Raw genomic sequence first — 18,480 nt, 5'->3', positions numbered from 1 at the left:
CGCTCAAATCCTACGTTTAAGTAAACCCGGTCAACTTAGCCCACCAACACGTGTCGGAGAATGGGTGGTGATTGTACGCTTAGAAAAGTTTATCCCAGCCCAGCTAGACGCCCCCATGCGTCAACGGTTGCTCAATGAGTGTTTTTCAACCTGGCTGACTGAGCAACTAAACCAGCAGTTAGCTGTTCTCAATGAGTCCTCAGTGGTTTGAGTTCCCTGGAAACTGGGGCGACAAATCAGGCTTACAGCCCAAAAATCTCGTGCTGAGAATAAGAAAAATTAAGCCAATAAATCTTGAGTGGAAATAGTCCTAAGTTAACAGATAAGGATTTACTCCTGTTCTGATCGAAACGACTATTGCATAAGTTGTCAAACCCAGAGAGATATATAAGATAGCTAGTTAGTTTAAAAGACCCTGTACAAGAGATACCCCTCTTTGAACTCAAAGACCCCGGAACATCGATTGCCTCACTCTATCTTTCCGCATCAGGACTAATTTCAAGTGAATTGAAATGACCTATACGACCACCATACAAGAATTTCTAGCTGGCATCTATCCGTTTGATCAGCTCTCCTCGTCAGCACGAGCCAAACTGTCAAGCCAGTGTCAGTTGCTGCGCTATCGCATGGGTCAGGCCATTGCGATTCGGGAACAAATGCCACCTCACATTTCCATTCTGTTTCAAGGGCAAGCCCGTCTCCTTGGATACGACCTTCGCGGCGGTACACCCATAACGTTGAAATTACTGCAACCGGGAGAAATCATCGGCTGGGTTAGTGTACTCAGGGGAATTCCCTGTGAAACAGCGATCGCATCGACGGAAGCGGTTTGTCTCACCCTGAATGTCGCCGAATTCTTGCGCTGGTTGGATTTAGAACCCACTCTTGCATCCGCCTTCCGATCACGTTGTGCCTTAGTGGAAATTTTCGACCTGTTGGGGGCAGAACTAGCACGACGCGCTGACGCGGTAGTGAATCTCAAAGAACTGGCTCTTCAAGCGTGGTCAAACTCCTTAATTCTTAATGTGTCTCAGGGGAGGCAAATGTCCAGCCAGCTCGACACCAGTCGGGTTTGGTTTGTCAGTGGGGGGGCGTCAGCGAATGTACCCGTTGGCTCATGCCTCAATTCGGAAACCCTAACGACACTGATCGTCAACGGTTCCGGTGCCACTCGTTTAGTGGGAATTCCATCTGAGTTACTCTTCCCTACTAGCCCAACATCAACACTTGAAGTCTCTGCTAGTCCAGACGGGAGTAGTAGCCTCTCGACCCTAGAAGAGATTCCTTTCGCCAATGATCAAATGCTCACAGCGTCAGGCAGCCACAGTTCTGAACAAGGAGCAGGCAAGCGAAACTACCCCTTTGTTCAGGGTAGAGGCGAGGTTGAGGGAACCCTGGCTTGCTTCCAGATGCTTGCGCAATATTTTGAGATGCCCTTCCGTCGGGATATTATACGCCGGGTGATTACCACCCAAGAAGCGCGTTCGGGTAGTCTATCCCTGATGCACTGTGGTGCGATCGCAGAATTAATGGGGCTGAGTGTTCAACTGGTGAACGTCCCAGCTGTGGCGGTGAACCGTCTGCCAACTCCAGCATTGCTTAGTTGGCAAGACAACTTTGCCATCCTCTACGAGAGTAGCGATCGAGAATTGGTACTGGCAGTACCAGACAGCGGAATTAAGCGCATTAAACCCGCGCGTTTCATCGCAGACTGGGGTGACGACGGACAGGCGCTCCTGCTCAAAGCCACCAAATCAACGCCTAAGGAGCGGTTTGGCCTAAACTGGTTTATTCCTTCCGTCATTCGTTACCGCCGAGTTTTCACGGAAGTTCTCATTGCTTCCTTCTTCGTGCAACTGTTTGGTCTAGCTAATCCCTTGATGATTCAGTTGATCATTGACAAGGTGATTGTGCAAAACAGTATCAACACCCTGCACGTCCTGGGGGTTTTGCTGGTAGCCGTAGCGATTTTTGAAGCCCTGTTAACCAGTCTGCGTACCTACTTATTTGTAGATACGACGAACCGGATTGACATGGCGCTGGGTTCAGAAATTATTGACCACTTGTTGCGCCTGCCTTTGCGCTATTTTGAACGACGACCCGTTGGGGAATTAGCCACCCGTATTGGGGAGCTGGAGAATATTCGCCAGTTTCTCACCGGGACAGCTCTGACTGTGGTGCTAGATGCGGTTTTTTCCGTCGTCTACATCGTCGTTATGTTCATCTATAGTTGGCTGTTGACGTTGGTGACGTTGGCGGTGATTCCTTTATTTATTTTGCTTACAGTCGTCGTTTCTCCTATTGTGCGGCGACAGCTACGCACCAAGGCGGAACGTCAGGCAGAAACTCAATCCTATTTGGTGGAGGTTTTATCGGGAATTTCCACCGTGAAAGCCCAAAATATTGAGTTACGAGCCCGATGGAAGTGGCAAGAACGCTATGGTCGCTATGTCAGTGAGGGATTTAAGAATGTTTTGACCTCCACAGCAGCGAGTTCAACCAGCAATTTCTTGAACAAACTCTCGGCCTTACTGGTACTTTGGGTGGGAGCCTATTTGGTGTTGGATGGGAAGTTAACTTTAGGTCAGTTGATTGCCTTCCGTATTATTTCTGGGTATGTGACTGGCCCCTTGTTACGGTTAGCCCAAATTTGGCAAAATTTCCAGCAAACAGCACTATCTTTGGAACGCCTCAGTGATATTGTGGATTCTCCCCAAGAAGCGGACGAAACCGATCGCTACAATATTACGCTGCCGCCAGTCCAGGGAACGGTGAAGTATGAGGATGTCTCGTTTCGCTTTGGCACGACGGGTCCCTTGCAGTTGAACAATATCAGCATAGAAATCCCTGCGGGGACCTTTGTCGGGATTGTCGGTCAAAGTGGTTCGGGTAAAAGTACTCTGACTAAGCTGTTACCTCGACTGTACGATCCCCTCTCCGGGCGCATCGTTGTGGATGGCTACGACATTAGTAAGGTCGAACTTTATTCCCTGCGGCGTCAGATTGGTATTGTGCCTCAGGAAACCCTGCTGTTTGATGGTACCGTGCAGGAGAATATTGCTCTAACCAATCCTGATGCGAGCTCTGAGGACATTATTGAGGCGGCGAGGGTTGCTGCTGCCCACGATTTTATTATGGAGTTGCCCAGTGGCTACAACACGCGGGTAGGAGAGCGGGGTTCTGCCTTATCCGGGGGACAACGCCAGCGAATTGCGATCGCTCGGACGATTTTGCAAAGCCCCCAACTGCTGATTTTAGACGAAGCCACCAGTGCTTTGGACTACAACACAGAACGACAGGTGTGTTTAAATCTAGCCCAAGTCTATAAAGGACGCACAGTCTTGTTCATTACCCATCGCCTGACGACAATTCGCAACGCTGACCTGATTTTGATGATGGATCAGGGAGCCGTTGTCGAACAAGGCACCCATGAGGAATTGATGGAGCAAAAAGGTCGCTACTATTGCCTCTACCTCCAACAAGAAGCGCAACTATAACTTCTCCTTACTGAACCAGCAGGAACTCACAAAACCTATGAACCGACATAACGGGTCGAATTTAGACCAAAACAACCAGATTGCACTCAAGTCTCCTTCGGTTCCCAGCCAACCGCATCAAGTTGCACTCACCCACACTAACGGTAACGGTGCCACCTCCAATGGGAACGGTAACGGTAAGAGTAATGGCAGCCGCCCCAACGGACAGGCCGAATTCGATCAGCCTGTCATTCTACGACAACCTCACTATTGGTCACGGGGCATCATCTGGGCGATTATGGGTGTAACCACCTTCGGAGTAATTTGGGCTAGTGTCGCCAAAATCGAGGAAGCCGTTCCCGCCCAAGGGAAACTGGAGCCACAAGGCAAGGTTCAAGAGATCCAAGCTCCTGTTGCTGGGGTGGTTAAAGAACTGAATGTTCGGGATGGGCAATCAGTCAAAAAAGGGGATTTACTGCTCAGACTTGATCCCACAGCTGATAAAGCTAAACTCGCTTCCTTCAATCAAATCCGCACTAAGTTACTTCAAGAAAACCAGTTTTATCGCTCAGCACTGCGCAATCCCACGTCTGCGCTAACTCCACCATCACAGACACAAGTGGAACTGTCTTCAGAACTTCCCTCTCTGATTAAAAGTCGAGACGCTCTAATTGCTGAAAATCAGTTTTATCAAAGTCGAATTGATGATAGCCCTCGATCTGGGAACCTAGGCACTGAACAACGCCAGCGTATGCAGTTTGCCACAGCAGAACTGAACTCTCGCATCGCCGCCGCTGAGTCGGAAGTCGCCCAACTCAAAAAACGGATCGACCAGAATGAATCTCAACTTGCCAATTCCAAAGAGAGGTTGAAAACTGAGCAGAAGATTCTTAACGATCTTGAACCTCTGGTTCGTGTAGGGGGGTTCTCCCGCATCCAGTACACTAAGCAGCAAAGTGAGGTAGGCACTCGCCAAGCTGAGGTTCAACAGCTAACGGATGAAAGATTACGTCTGGAATTAGATCGGGCAAAGGCTAGAGAACAACTAGAAAATACTAAAGCTCTTACGAAAAAAGAGCTAACCGATCTGATTGCTTCCAATAATAAACAGATTAACGATATTGATTCCAAACTAGACTCTCTGAAACGGCAGTTGAGAGAAACAATTGTCGCTAATGACAAAAAAATTGCAGAAATCGATAGCCAATTGAAGCAGGCGGAAGTCACTCTTAATTACCAAGAGCTACGTGCCCCTGTCAGCGGAACAGTCTTTGATTTGAAACCCGCCGCTACAGGATTTGTCACCAATTCAACAGAACCCATCCTGAAAATTGTGCCTGAGGATGCCCTCATCGCTAAGGTTGATATCACCAATAAAGATATTGGGTTTGTTAAAGAAGGAATGTCTGTTGATGTAAGGATTGACTCGTTTCCTTTTAGTGAGTTTGGGGATGTTAAAGGGGAGTTAGTCGGAATTGGTTCTGATGCTCTACCACCGGATGAAATTCATCGCTTTTATCGGTTTCCGGCAAAAATCAAGTTAAAGCAGCAGTTTATTAGTCTAAATGACCGAAAAGTGCCATTGCAATCGGGAATGTCAGTCAGCGTCAATATTCGAGTGCGCGATCGCACGGTAATGAGCATTTTCACAGACTTATTCAATTCCAAAACGGATAGCTTGAAAACAGTTCGCTAGGGTGTTTATCTTTGGCTCAAAAGCTGCTAAGCTGGCAGTACATTTAGTGTATTCAGGCATCCAAGTGGAGTGGGGAAGCCGGAAAAACCCAACACGTTCTCTGTAAGACTTTCCGCATGGCAGTAAAATTCCCGCTCTACTCCCCGTCACACTGTGCCAATTACATGTTGAGTATCTTAGTCCCATCTACCACGTACACCCAAGCTACCAGACGAAAATAACCGACAGGCAGGGGAAATTGATTTTGATTGTCCCCTTTTTTTTGTAAAACTTTAACCTTATCGGCAATGGCAAATCCTACAATTTTGGTAACGGGCGGTGCAGGCTACATTGGTTCTCACGCTGTTCTGGCTCTGCAAGAGGCGGGCTATGAGGTAGTCATCTTAGATAATTTGGTCTATGGTCATCGCGATGTAGTAGAGACAGTACTCAAAGCAGAACTGATTCAAGGTGATATTGGAGACCGGGCACTGCTAGATCAGATCTTTAAATCGCGGGAATTCGCCGCCGTAATGCATTTTGCCGCCTATGCTTATGTGGGTGAGTCAGTAGGTCAGCCCGCCAAGTACTATCGCAATAATGTAACCGGGACTCTTACACTGCTGGAGGCGATGTGTGATGCCGGAATCAAGAACTTTGTGTTTTCTTCAACCTGTGCGACTTACGGTATCCCTGAACAGATTCCGATTTGCGAAGACCAGCCTCAGCAGCCGATTAATCCCTACGGCATGACTAAGCTGATGGTGGAAAACATCTTAGACGATTTTGACCGTGCCTATGATCTGCGCTCTGTGCGCTTCCGGTATTTTAACGCGGCTGGAGCTGACCCCCTAGGGCGTTTGGGAGAAGACCACATGCCTGAAACCCACCTCATCCCTTTGGTGCTGTTGACCGCCCTGGGCAAGCGGGAGAGTATTTCGATTTATGGTACCGATTACGACACCCCCGATGGTACTTGCATTCGGGACTACATTCATGTCGCTGATCTGGCTCAAGCTCACATTTTGGGACTAAAGTACTTGTTGAATGGCGGGAAGACCGAAGTGTTTAACTTGGGGAATGCTCAGGGATTCTCCATCCAAGAAGTCATTGAAGCCGCCCGTATTGTCACGGGTCGCCCGATTCCAGCGACTCTGGCTGATCGTCGCGCAGGAGACCCCCCCATCCTCGTCGGCAGTGGCGAGAAGGCTAAGCAAGTCTTAGGGTGGAACCCCCAGTATGCAGACTTAGAAACTATCCTAAAACATGCTTGGCAGTGGCATCAGAAGCGACATGAGGGTTTTGGTGCTGCCTCTAAGTAGGCTATAACAGATTTGGTTAGGGTTAATTGAATGCGTTGCAACAGCCAGGTCAAACAATGATGGATAGTCAATTAGATATTGTTCAAAAGCCAGGTCCGATAACAACGGACAAAGTCAGGATATTGAATGTAGACATTGATAATGTCACAGAGTTAGAGGTTTTAAAGCACCTAGACCGGGGCGTGGTATTCACCCCAAATGTTGATCACCTGCTCTTACTGGAAAACGATCCAGAGTTTTTGAAGGTTTACGAGACGGCTGACTATAAATTGTGTGATAGCAAAATTCTCTATTATGTTTCTAGATTTTTAGGAACACCGGTAAAAGAGAAAATTTCTGGCTCTGATTTTTTTCCTTCTTTTTGTAAGTATCACAAAAACAATGAAGCGATTAAAGTCTTCCTATTAGGAGCCCAAGAAGGAGTGGCACTCCAGGCTCAAGAAAATTTGAATACTAAATTGGGTAGAAAAATTGTGGTTGGGGCGCATTCCCCCTCTTTCGGATTTGAAAAGAATGAAGAAGAATGTCAAGAAATTATTGAAGAAATTAACAACTCCGGCGCAACAGTCTTAGCTATAGGGGTGGGTGCGCCGAAGCAAGAGAAGTGGATACACAAGTATAAAGATCAGTTGCCCCATATTAAGATATTTTTGGCGATCGGAGCAACGATTGACTTTGAGGCGGGTAATAAAAAACGAGCTCCTAAGTGGGTGACTGAGATTGGATTGGAATGGTTACATCGGCTAATCTCTGAACCGAAGAGATTGTGGAAGCGGTACTTGATTGGGGGGCCGATCTTCTGTTGGTTGATTTTGAAACAGAAGCTTCATCTTCGCAGCATTATCAGTAAGTTGGTGCTGCGGTCGATTCCAGATTTGTAAAGATGCAAACTTGGGGAATGGACGCCAAAAAGCTTTTTCCATTTTCCAGATGTTGGCACCTACTTGATACTTAAGCTGAAGTTCCCCAAAAAGAGGAAGATTCGGCTTAAGTATATAGATTTAAGTATTTTTTCTGGGATGAGTTAATCTGTCAACGCCGTCTTATTTGCCTGAGCCTTATCCATACAATATTGCAATTTTTCAGCAACAAGCTTGACTTGCGGTTCTTCCATCATATCGGTATGAGCTCCAGGAATTGGATAGCACTCCACTCCACCTGTAACCAACTGACCCCAACCCAATTCAAGCTCATTATCAAACCCCGCAGGCCGAGCGGTGGCTTGAAACAAAGTTAATTGACCTGGATAAGATTGAGGGATATAACCATCTCTAGCTTGATGGTTTGCGGCTAGAATTTCCAAGAGTCGTAGCTCTTGAAGCGATCGCGTGATGTAACGTAGGTACATCTTATAGAAAAAATTCAGCTTCCCTTCTGTCAAGTGCCACCAGATGCGTTCCCATAGGTAAGTTAGTTGCTCTTTAATGCTCAATTTCAGAAGCTTACCAACATGAAAGAAACTTCGACCCAATAACTGAGAAAGTTTTGACTCATCCGACTCTGAAGCGTGGACGTGGTGGTAACCCGGAGCCGGGGTATCAAATATTGCCAACACCGCAATCTTCTGACCTTGGGCGTGAAGCTGTCGTGCGATTTCAAAGGCGAGCAAACCGCCAAACGAGAAGCCGCCAATATAGTAAGGTCCATTCGGCTGAACCGTGCGGATTTCTTGGATGTAGTGAGCAGCCATTTCCGTCAGCGAAGTACGAGGCGGTTGTTTACCATCGAGTCCCTGCGCTTGTATCCCATAGACAGGTTGGCTGGGGTCCAGGTAACGCGCCAGTTTTTGATAAAAGAAGACATTACCCCAAACGGCATGAAGACAAAACAGAGGGGGTTTAGTCGTGCCCGGTTTAATCTTGACCAGCGTCTGCCAAGCTTGAGAGTCTTCGCTGTCAAGAAGAGTCGCTAGCTGCTCAACTGTCTGTGCCTCAAGAAAGCTGACCAGCGGCAGGTTTTTGCCAGAAATTTTTTCAATTTCAGTCAGCAGGCGTACAGCAAGTAGCGAGTGTCCCCCCAGTTCAAAGAAGTTGTCTCTGATGCCAATGGGCTGGATACCTAAAACTTTTTCCCAAATTTCTGTCAGCTGGCGTTCTAAATCAGTCCGGGGAGCGACAAATGTTTCTTCCAATTCTTGCCGGACAGTATCGGGGGCAGGCAGAGCGCGACGGTCTACTTTCCCATTGGGGGTGAGGGGCAGAGCGTCTAACCGGACAAAGGCAGACGGCACCATATAGTCAGGTAACCTGTCTTTGATCGACTGCCGAAGCTCACTGATGGGGATAGTGCGATCGCAAACAATATAAGCGACGAGGCGCTTTTCGCCTAGGTCGTCTTCTCGCGCAACGACCACCGTTTCCCGAACGGCAGGATGTTCTCTGAGGACAGCTTCAATTTCTCCAACTTCAATGCGGAAGCCGCGAATCTTGACCTGATAATCAATGCGACCGAGACATTCGACATTACCGTCGGGCAGATAACGGCCTAAGTCTCCAGTTTTATAACAGCGATCTTCTGGTGTTTGCGTGTATGCATTAGTGATGTATCGCTCGTGGGTCAGTTGCTCATCGCCGATGTATTCTTTGGCTAAGTAAGGGGTACGAACATAAATTTCTCCCACTTCCCCGATCTCAACCAACTGCCGCTCTGCGTTGAGAACGAGTAATTGCACATCCTGAATTCCCCGCCCTACAGGTATGCTCTCGTTTAAATTCGTTGGCTCGCCCTCCTCAACTTGAGCGTCCGAGTTAGGCACAATAAAATATCCCATAGCTTGAGGGGTTTCTGTCGCTCCGTAAAAATTAACGCAGGTGACAAAAGGAGCTAACGTTCGGAGTCGGTAGACATCGTGCTGTTTCAACCTATCCCCACCAAAAAAGGCATAGCGAAGAGAGGTCAGTTCGCCGTTCGCCGTTCTAGAGCTAGGTGTTATATGGGTTATCAGTTGACCCATCGGTGGCGTTAAATGAGAAATGCTCACCTGTTGTTGGTGCATCCAATCAGCCAATTGACCGGGCGTCTCTATATCCTTTTGCGAAGGAATACATAAGGTAGCGCCCAAGGATAGCGGTGTAAAGATATCTCGCAGTAAAGGGTCGTGAGCCAACCCAGAAAGCATACTAAATCGGTCTGACTCATTGAAACCAAATGTCTGACTGTGCCACTTAATAAAATGGGAGAGCGGTCTGTGAGTTCCCAAAATTCCTTTAGGAATTCCAGTTGAGCCAGATGTAAAGGCGACATAGAGTAAGTTATCCGACTCAACCGCCACCATTGGGTCGTTGGTGGAATAACGGCTTAATGCTCCATCTGCCGCAATGGCGCGTGGGGAAAGTTGAAGAGAACAGCAACAGGATAAGGTTTTGACAAATTCGTCCAGAGCATCAGGCAGTTCTCCTGCGCCTTTGAGTTGCAACCAACCACGCGGCTGAGCAATGCGAAGACAATTAATCAGGCGAGACGCTGGATAAGCAGGATCTAAAATGACAAAGGCTGCACCCGCTTTGAGAACGCCCAGTACTGCCCAAACCAGTGAAGCGCTGCGATGGCTGTAGATGGCAACAATGTCTTGGGATTGAATGCCATTTTCGCGAAGATAGTTGGCAAGTTGGTTGCTATTGGCATCAAGTTCTGCATAGTTCCAGGCAACTTGTGCATCTATAACCGCTAGCTGTTGTGGCACTCGTTGAGCTTGGTGGGCAAAGTGGCTATGAACAGCTCCTTCCCATTCACAACAAAGTACTTGAGTTGGATTTGGTAAGAGTAATTCAGTGTTGACAGTTTTCATAGAAGAGTGCAAGTTTTTTGGTAAACAACTAGATGCATCCTTGTCATTAAACTTAGCCTGTTAAAGGGTTTTAATTCGCAAAATAATTGATAAGAAATCGAGATATTGTCTGGGAAAAATACAAGTTATGTATCAGGTAAATTGCTTTGAATTGAACCCAAAATAGTTTTTATTCAAAGAGAGCTCGGGTGTAATTTAATGAACAGAAATGCTCGGCTGTCCATAAATAAATCCATTGCCACTTGTTCCCATGAAAACCCGTCCAAATACATTCATGTCTCCGACTAAGACACGGGGTTCTCCAAAATAACCTTTTGGATATTTAGCGACTTTAATCCAAGTTTTACCCAAGTCGGTAGAACGGAAAACTCCGGACTGAGAATTCACCTTACCCTGAATAAAGACTGTCGAATGGCTCACTCCCGCTGCTGCTTTGCCAAAGGCCAGCGCTTGAGCTTCATCAACCTGTGCCACTTTAACAAAATCGTTGCCAAAGTTGCTTGAGCGGTATATCCCCTTTTCCTTGAGACTGACCCAAACCTCACCAGCAATACCCGGTGCAGTTTTGACATTAGCTCCATCCCATATTCCTGTGGGTATTGACTTGTTGACGATTTGCCAGGTTTCACCTCCATCGTGGGTACTTAGGAACAGCCCTTTTTCATGGTGGTAAATGTAGAATGTTCCTCCTTTAATAGAGTCGGCAGCTAAAGCTTGCTGTCGATTCCATAAGTGTGTATGAATATTCGAGCCAATTTCTTTCTGTCCGAAAAATGTAATTTGTTTCCAGGTGGTTCCCCCATCTTTTGTAAAATAGGGAGGCTTACCATTACTGGGTTGCCAGACAATATTTTGAGTATCTGTGGCGGATACAGCAACATTCCCGAAGACTAGGTCGTCAGGATGGGTTTTCTTCTCAATGGACGGAAAGTTTTGCCAAGTTCTAGCATTGTCTTTGGAAAATCCAGCTCTCATGACTTTAGGGTCATGATGATTGGCTCCCACTGAAACTACAAAGTTAGGATTTCCGCTGCTGTAGGCGATGCTATTTGTGGTCATGAAAGCCCCATTGCTATTGGTTTTAGTGGGGAAAGAATCTAAGGAGTCATGCCTAAAGCCATCAAAATCTGCGATCGCACTAATTAAGCTTGCTCCATTGGGAGTGCTGACGGCATCAAAGGTGACGGTTTCTTCTATACCATTAACTGTTGCTGACCATTTAACCGTCTGAGCATAACCGTCTTCTGTCTTCCAAACGCCAATGCCGTTCGTCAGCCAAACTTGTCCGGGATGAAAGGGAGAGACAGCAATACCTCCAGAAATAGTCCAAAAACTCCAGTCGGGCCACCACGGAAGTTTGTCTAAGCTATTGTTTAACCTTATCCAGTTGGCTCCCCCATTATCTGAACGATAAATACCGTTGGGACTCATCGGATACGTGACGACAAAGAAGGTGTCTGGCTTGTTTGGGTCAACAGCTACGGCTGAGTAGTTCTTCCCCTTTTCTGGAGTAATATCCTGCCAACCTGCTCTGTTGAATTTCCAAACAGCACCACGAGGGTCTTTTTCTTGCTTGTAAAAGGTGGTAATTAGGTCTCCTTTGCTCGTCACCACACCTTGTTGAGGAACCAAGTCGCGCTCAGGCCCTCCGCTCAACACTTGCCAGGTGGTGCCTGCATCAGTGGTGCGGTAAATTCCTTGACCAGATACACCAGCGTAAATTACCTTTGTTTTGCTATCAGTAGTACCTGATGAGGGGTCGAATACGACATAAGTTACCCCTGCTCGCTGCGAAACTTCTGGGTGAGGTTCTCCCACAGGAACCATTGATGTACTAACTTGCGACCACTCCTGTCCGCCGTCGAAACTTCTCCACAGTCCATTCAAGCGAGAAGCAAAATAAACGATATTGCTATTGTTAGGGTCTACAGCAAGGCGTTCTGCTGTCCAACGCCAATGCTCGTTACCTCCCATCGGGAGTTTGAGGTTGAGGATTTGCCAGGTATTGCCGCGATCGCCAGACTTGAGTAAGGTTCCAGGGGTTACACCTTTTTCGTCCGTCTTGGTGTAGGCTCCTGTAGCGGCGTAGAGAATGTTGGGGTCGCTGGGTGCGATCGCAACGCTTTCAATGTTACTTGATACTTCATGAGGCACATTATCTCCTCGTAGCAACTGCGTCCATGCTTGGTTCGTTGAGTTCCAGCGAAACAACCCACCTACATCAGTGCGAGCATAAATAATGTCAGCAGCTTTAGGATGGATGACTATACCTGTAACAAAGCCACCTGCCCCAATTTTGACATCGCTCCATTCGTATACTTCACCTGTAGGCGTAGTGAACAAAGTTTTTTCAGTAGCTAGAGCGGATACACGGCTGTTAGTCGGTAAGGTAAATAGACTTCTGGCAGAAATAGCCAGCAAAAGGGTGCTAATTGCTAGGGCTAGGTAGACAAACTTGACTTTTGCCAAGTACCTAATACATTTCATGTTTGCACCAAGGTTACGACCTGTACCAATTGAGATAAAGTTTCTGAAGTTTCATTCCTTTTTGCTTAAAGTTAGCCCCTGAAATCAATGGGAATGAAATTGCCAACATCTCACTTAGCTTGTTTCCCCCAATAGCCAAATTCTACTCCTTGGTGTATTTCGAGATTAGCCTGAAAGGAGAGTACAAGGTCTGCCAGAAAGGCGATTGTGGCTAATGGAAATAGTACAACTGCCTTCTGTGGAGGTTTATGCAAGAGGCTTTGGAAACGGCGAATTAAGACAAACCTGGAAATTAACCACCAGCCTTTTTCCTTTATTGCGGCTTGGATAAGTTTGTTCAGCCAGAGAGGGTCTTGTTCGTTTCTTTGCTTAATCAGTGAACCAACATCTTGCTGCTTATTGCCGTCTGCTAAGATCTCGCTATAGATCAATTCGTTAATCGTTCTGCCAAGAATTAGCCACTTCTCGTGGCGTAATAAGCGATTTATGCTGGTGTAAGCTTCAAAAACATGGGATGCAGATTTGGCAAGGATGACTCGATTAGGATCTTTTACTGCTTTTAGACAATCTGTAACGATCATGGTGTATAGGAAAGCGTCTTGAGTGGGTAACTTAGTCGGCAGCCAGATCCTGCGTATCGCTTGGGCTCTAGCACAGTAGAGCTGACCACAAATCCAAGCTGCACCTCCCTCTACTGCCTTACCCCCGGACAACTCTGACACTGAAGCAGAAAGCCGATCCATCAGAGTCTTATTTTCTTTAAGGGTTACGTCTTTAATTGGTTTATCTACAGCTACCCATGCTTCAGCTCTAGTTTCCAATAGATGGATCATGGAGCGAAGAGTTTGAGGATCGAGCAGTTGAATGTCAGAGTCCATCAGGAACAAGTAGTCAGCTGTAGGGTTGGATAACTCGTGGACGTATATGTTCCAAGCATTAGACTTTCCTGGTTGCTCGATCTCGCATACCCGCCAGTGGACATTGGTGTGAAACGAAGGGTTAATTAACTCCTTTAGTGTGTTTTTAGCGACAATTGCTGTATCGTCAGTACACCCGTTGGACACAACCACAATTTCAACCACCATATCGGAATCAGGTTCGTTGAATAGGCTCTGCTGGAATAGAGAATGCAGCATTTTGCTAATTGATCCTGACTCGTTGTAGGCAACGATACCAATGCTGATGTTCAATTTATTAATAGACATTTGTTCATACACTAATAGATTCATTGAACTAATTGAGTAGATTTTTGAGCAGATTTCCCCCAACCTCCGGAACCTAACCAATAACCCACTCCTCCTTTACTATGTAGTTCAAGATTTACCTGAAATGCGAGAATTGCATCTAATATGAATGCTGCAAAAGCTAAAGGAAATAGTAAAATTGCTTTGTAGATAGGTTTATAAAATAGGCTTTGGAAACGACGAATTAGTATAAAATTAGGAATTAGCCAACCACCTTTTTCATTGATAGCAGTTTGAACCAGTTTATTCAGCCAAAATGGATCTCGTTCGTTCCTTTGCTTAATGAGTAAAGTAATATCTTGTTGCTCCTTGCTGTTTTCTAATAGGTCAGCGTATAGCAACTCATTGACTGCCTGACCAAAGATTAGCCACTTCTCATGCCGGAGGAGACGATTCATGTCAGTGTAAGCTTCAAAAACATGAGAAGCAGAGCTAGCAAGAATCACTCGATTCGGTTCTTCAGGTGCTTTTAAAAAATCTGTAACGATCATGGTGTATAGGAAAGCATCATCAGTTGGTAAAGTGGTGGGCATCCAGATTCTACGCAGTACTTTAGCCCTAGTACAGGAAAGCTGACCAGAGATCCAAGCTGCACTACCCTCAACAGCTTTACTCCCGGACAATCCCGAGACCAAGGTAGAAAGCTGTTCCATCAAGCTCTTTTTCTCTTTGAGGGATACATCTTTAATTCGCTTATCCACAGATACCCAAGCTTCTGGTCTTGTTTCCAAAATTTGAACCATCGAGCGAAGAGTTTGGGGATCGAGCAATTGAATGTCAGCCGACATCACGAAAAGATAGTCAGCTTGAGGATCGGAGAATTCATGAATGTACAGGTTCCAAGCATTTGCTAACCCAGCCTGTTCCACCTCACAGACTCGCCAGTTAACATTGGTATGAAGGGAGGGTTTGATTAGCTCTGCTAGCGTGGCTCTAGAAATAGCTGCGGTATCATCTTTGCAACCATTAGGCACAACTACAATTTCAATAACCATGTCAGGGTTAGGTTCGCTGAACAGACTTTGCTGTAGCAAAGAATTCAGCGTTGTGCTAATTACAGCAGATTCATTATAGGCAAGGATACCAATGCTGATGTATAGTTTTCTATCGTTACTCATCTTTCCATCCTCACTTATAGGGTGTTAACAAAAGCAATAAGAAGACAGGAAAAATAGGGCATCCCTGTTATTCATCTCTGCTCACCAACGCAAAGAGTAATATCTGGCGTTAAGTTACAGATTGACCAAGGTTGAAATAAAAATTACCTCAGCTGGCTGTATTACTTAATGGGCAATAATTGCTGATATTGGGTAAGAGCTTTCTTTAAGGAGAATTCATCTGCCCTTTCTTGGAGAAACTTAGAGTCTGGAGCTTCTTCTAAGGTTTGTGCGATCGCTTTTGCCATGCCCTCACTATCTCCTACAGCAACTAATTTTCCGTACTGCCCGTTTGCCAAAATTTCTGCTGGTCCACTCTCACAATCAGTAGATACAATTGGAGTTCCTGCTGCCAGAGCTTCTACCAGAACGTTGCCAAAACCCTCCCAAGCCGAGGAGAGAACTAGTACAGCGGCTTGTGCCATGTACGCATAGGGATTAGCAACAAATCCTGGAAAAACTACATGTTCTTCTGCCAAACCCAGTGACTGCGCCAGCGATTCTAAATGAGAGCGCTCATTACCCTCACCCAAAATCATCAATCGGACTTCATGCTGTTGCCGTACTCTCGCAAAGGCATGGATCAGAGTCGGAAAATCTTTCTGCTTGTCTAAGCGTCCCACTCCTAAAATCACCGGGGGTTGACCAGATGAAAACCAAGGGTGATCGACAGATTCCTGGAGTTTCTCGCTGAATTCTGGGGTGACGATGGGATTGTAGATGGCTTTAATTTTTTCTGAGGGCAAGCCCATATCGACCAAGTCCTCAGCTACACCTTGCGACACGGCCACAATCGTATCAGCTCTAGGGTAGAACCACTTAACAAATTGAGGAGTCAGTCGGTGCTTGAGTTTAGTGGCATGCTTGGCTGCGCGGGAAAGATGATTGTGCACAGTCACAATCACTTGAGTAGAGACACCCGCTAACCTCCTAGCCCACAGAGCGATCATATTGGTGTCTTCTAGAGCAGAAATGAGGACTGGAGGTTGCTCTTGTTTGAGATAGCGTGCTAGGGCAGGAAGACTGAGAATTAGTCGAGAATTTTCCAGCTTTATCACTCGCACTTTTTGGGAAAGCTGGGGAAGTTGTAAGCTATACGGACCTTCTGCCTTCACTAAAACGAGGTCTACCTTTAGCCCCTGCTCGGCAAAACCACGAGCTAAGTTAAGCATAACCCTCTCGGCTCCACCGCCGTCAAGATCCATCAAAAAAATTGCTACGTCAGTCATGGAGTTGGAAATTTTTACTTTTGCTTGAGAATTGATATTGTCACTAACTTTGACTTGAGATTCTCTAAATAGCGTCATATTGTTTTTCTGTCTCAGGTTCAATTTTTTCTAGCTTGATCATCCTGTTACGCTTCAGAGAAAGAGAAACGGCTACAAGCAATGCCCAAAAAATAGAGTTGTGCGAAATTATGGTATTTTCAGTGTTGTTATACATAAAAAAGAAAGTTACATAAAAGATTGGCCATAGTTCTACAGTAGTTCTCCCCAATCGCAGCCAAGCAATTGAGCGCCCATAGTTGACAGCAAGAGTTAGCAGAAAAATGCACAGTCCTGTTAGGCCTAAATCAAGCGTTATATTGACAAAACCGTTATGAGCATGAGGTGGCTTATACCCTTCTGCTTTCCAAATAATCTCAGCCCCTCCTCCTTCTTGCCAGAAGCCCTGATACCCATAACCGAGCCAAGGCCGTTCGGAAATCTTCTCAATTGCCAATTCCCAAAGATCGGTACGACCGCTAAGAGTTGGATCTCGACCCAAACCGAGCAATAGATTCTCCCAGTTACCAACAACTATTACTGCTATACTTCCAGTCACCAGGATCAAAGTGATGATTAAGGGAATTAATATTGTGTCTTTCCGACGTAAAGCTTGATAGAAGGGTAGAAGAATTACCATGATTAAAAATAGCAGCAGAGCTGTTTTGGAGCCTGTCAGCAGAATTAAGAGAACTGAGAGACTGAAGCCACCCCACAGCCAGTGGCGATGCCTACGACTGTCTAACGCAAGCAGTAAAAAGACAATTGCCGCAAGCACTACAATGCGAGCTAAGATATTCTTCTGTGCAAAAGGTCCGCGCAAAGCACCAGCATTTGCCCCAGCTTCGATCGCAGCACCCGGAAACGCTAAGCTAAACAATACAGAAAAGACAGCGACAATGCCCAACGCCCATGCCAACATCTGTAGCTGCTGCTTCAAGTTGAAGCGTGAAGCCATATACAGTCCGAAGTAGCTAGTTTGTATTGTAGTGATTCCCTTCTGTAGTGACAAAGCTGAGAAATCAGACCAAAGGAACGACATCAACGCAGTTGCTGGTAAGAGCCAAACGAGAGGAAATCTTACAGCAACACGAAGAGAGCTTTTCCATCTAGCAACCAGCATGAATAGTGTAGTTCCATAAATGCCATACTGTAACAATGACATTAAGGAATCAAAGGGATTAGATGCAGGCGGTGCATCAGCTTTAGGATCTGGGTCAACGAATAAGCTAGCGAATCGTAAAGCCTCTGTCAAAAAGATGAGGGCAAAAATCGTAAACCTCTTTTCCAGAAAATTTAACAGTGGGCTCATGGTTTTAGGCGGTAGTACGAAGCCCTGGCATAAATCTCCAAAAGTTCTAATGGGCTTGCTGATGATAGATAGCTTTTGACAAGCTTCTGATCTTCGGCGTCAATACCTCCACTGCGCCAATACATATTCATTCCAGCTGCAAGAATATTATTGGTAAATTTAGACAGGGCTGGGAAATTATATTTCATCCAATAAGCGGTGAGAATATGGATTTTTGCTCTCAATTTCTGCTTGTCATTCCTGAAAGTATAGGCATTATTGCCATGAATTCTTTGTATGGATAAATTTTCAAGTATGACAAAACCTGGCTCTAGCCCTAAAGCTGTATATTTAATGTAATCATCGCTAGTTATCCGAATTCCTTCAGGCATTGGAAGAATTCGCTGAAGGAGCGATCGCCTGAAACACATTCCAGACGTTGCAAGACCGCCAAACGGCAATGTGCCTTTTAACTTACCCTGCTTGATGTAGGGTCTGATATCGTATTTCCCTGATGAACCCGTGTAACTTTGTTGACTCATTTTTTCAGGGCGCTCGCTCAAAAGTTCTAAAGGATGAAAACACCATCCAATATCAGGATTTTCGACAAAAATATTTGCAAGTTCGGCTGCCTTTTCAGCTTTTAAAAGATCGTCGGCATCCAGAAAACAGATAATTTCTCCCCGACTTGCTGCAAATCCTGTATTAAAAGCCGAAGCCTGTCCGCCGTTTTCCTTTAAAATTGGGATAATTTTATCTCCATAACTTTTGATAAT

General features: G+C 45.9%; 11 protein-coding genes and 1 pseudogene. 5 read left to right on the top strand and 7 right to left on the bottom strand.

Annotated features, from left to right (window positions below):
- The 5 genes and pseudogenes from V6C93_RS21495 to V6C93_RS21475 all read left to right on the top strand — a co-directional run.
- Positions 1 to 211: pseudogene (locus tag V6C93_RS21495) on the top strand (peptidylprolyl isomerase); the annotation flags it as partial.
- Between the two features lie 301 nt (positions 212 to 512).
- Positions 513 to 3,497: a peptidase domain-containing ABC transporter gene (locus V6C93_RS21490; RefSeq protein ID WP_333478719.1), complete on the top strand. Its 2,985-nt coding sequence runs from the start codon at positions 513 to 515 to the stop codon at positions 3,495 to 3,497.
- A gap of 37 nt (positions 3,498 to 3,534) precedes the next feature.
- Positions 3,535 to 5,172 (top strand): HlyD family efflux transporter periplasmic adaptor subunit, encoded by a 1,638-nt coding sequence (locus V6C93_RS21485; protein ID WP_333478718.1) that lies wholly within the window; start codon positions 3,535 to 3,537, stop codon positions 5,170 to 5,172.
- A gap of 287 nt (positions 5,173 to 5,459) precedes the next feature.
- Complete coding sequence (gene galE, locus V6C93_RS21480) at positions 5,460 to 6,473, top strand: UDP-glucose 4-epimerase GalE (protein ID WP_333478717.1); 1,014 nt, start codon at positions 5,460 to 5,462, stop codon at positions 6,471 to 6,473.
- A 56-nt stretch (positions 6,474 to 6,529) separates the two neighbouring features.
- Positions 6,530 to 7,354, top strand: coding sequence for a WecB/TagA/CpsF family glycosyltransferase (locus tag V6C93_RS21475; RefSeq protein WP_333478716.1), 825 nt, complete (start codon positions 6,530 to 6,532; stop codon positions 7,352 to 7,354).
- Between the two features lie 143 nt (positions 7,355 to 7,497).
- On the opposite strand, the gene V6C93_RS21470 is transcribed toward V6C93_RS21475, so the two are convergent.
- From V6C93_RS21470 to V6C93_RS21440, 7 genes are all read right to left on the bottom strand, one after another.
- Positions 7,498 to 10,260, bottom strand: coding sequence for an amino acid adenylation domain-containing protein (locus tag V6C93_RS21470; RefSeq protein WP_333478715.1), 2,763 nt, complete (start codon positions 10,258 to 10,260; stop codon positions 7,498 to 7,500).
- Between the two features lie 195 nt (positions 10,261 to 10,455).
- Positions 10,456 to 12,747: a hypothetical protein gene (locus V6C93_RS21465; RefSeq protein ID WP_333478714.1), complete on the bottom strand. Its 2,292-nt coding sequence runs from the start codon at positions 12,745 to 12,747 to the stop codon at positions 10,456 to 10,458.
- Positions 12,748 to 12,857: 110 nt separating this feature from the next.
- The gene (locus V6C93_RS21460) at positions 12,858 to 13,952 is read right to left on the bottom strand and encodes a glycosyltransferase family 2 protein (protein ID WP_333478713.1); all 1,095 of its coding nucleotides are present in this window, start codon (positions 13,950 to 13,952) and stop codon (positions 12,858 to 12,860) included.
- Between the two features lie 20 nt (positions 13,953 to 13,972).
- A complete protein-coding gene (locus tag V6C93_RS21455) occupies positions 13,973 to 15,109 on the bottom strand; it encodes a glycosyltransferase family 2 protein (protein WP_333478712.1) in 1,137 nt (378 codons plus the stop codon).
- Between the two features lie 161 nt (positions 15,110 to 15,270).
- Positions 15,271 to 16,377 (bottom strand): glycosyltransferase, encoded by a 1,107-nt coding sequence (locus tag V6C93_RS21450; protein ID WP_349262789.1) that lies wholly within the window; start codon positions 16,375 to 16,377, stop codon positions 15,271 to 15,273.
- A gap of 64 nt (positions 16,378 to 16,441) precedes the next feature.
- Entirely contained in the window at positions 16,442 to 17,725 is a 1,284-nt protein-coding gene (locus V6C93_RS21445; protein ID WP_333478710.1) for an O-antigen ligase, read from the bottom strand.
- Positions 17,722 to 18,480 (bottom strand): glycosyltransferase (locus tag V6C93_RS21440; protein WP_333478709.1); only part of this gene is annotated, 759 nt, incomplete at its 5' end. The genes V6C93_RS21440 and V6C93_RS21445, both read right to left, overlap by 4 nt.

Origin of the sequence: Allocoleopsis sp., assembly GCF_036703385.1 — a bacterium.
Classification (GTDB): Bacteria; Cyanobacteriota; Cyanobacteriia; order Cyanobacteriales; family Coleofasciculaceae; genus Allocoleopsis.
Note: the sequence above shows the minus strand (reverse complement) of the source record. Positions and strands in the feature narration are given on the sequence as shown.

Bases quoted from the DNA above. Each gene is read 5' to 3' on its own strand.
- galE (WP_333478717.1), top strand. From the start codon at position 5,460: ATGGCAAATCCTACAATTTTGGTAACGGGCGGTGCAGGCTACATTGGT.
- V6C93_RS21475 (WP_333478716.1), top strand. From the start codon at position 6,530: ATGATGGATAGTCAATTAGATATTGTTCAAAAGCCAGGTCCGATAACA.
- V6C93_RS21450 (WP_349262789.1), bottom strand. From the start codon at position 16,377: ATGACTGACGTAGCAATTTTTTTGATGGATCTTGACGGCGGTGGAGCC.
- V6C93_RS21455 (WP_333478712.1), bottom strand. From the start codon at position 15,109: ATGAGTAACGATAGAAAACTATACATCAGCATTGGTATCCTTGCCTAT.
- V6C93_RS21465 (WP_333478714.1), bottom strand. From the start codon at position 12,747: ATGAAATGTATTAGGTACTTGGCAAAAGTCAAGTTTGTCTACCTAGCC.
- V6C93_RS21460 (WP_333478713.1), bottom strand. From the start codon at position 13,952: ATGTCTATTAATAAATTGAACATCAGCATTGGTATCGTTGCCTACAAC.
- V6C93_RS21445 (WP_333478710.1), bottom strand. From the start codon at position 17,725: ATGAGCCCACTGTTAAATTTTCTGGAAAAGAGGTTTACGATTTTTGCC.
- V6C93_RS21485 (WP_333478718.1), top strand. From the start codon at position 3,535: ATGAACCGACATAACGGGTCGAATTTAGACCAAAACAACCAGATTGCA.
- V6C93_RS21470 (WP_333478715.1), bottom strand. From the start codon at position 10,260: ATGAAAACTGTCAACACTGAATTACTCTTACCAAATCCAACTCAAGTA.
- V6C93_RS21490 (WP_333478719.1), top strand. From the start codon at position 513: ATGACCTATACGACCACCATACAAGAATTTCTAGCTGGCATCTATCCG.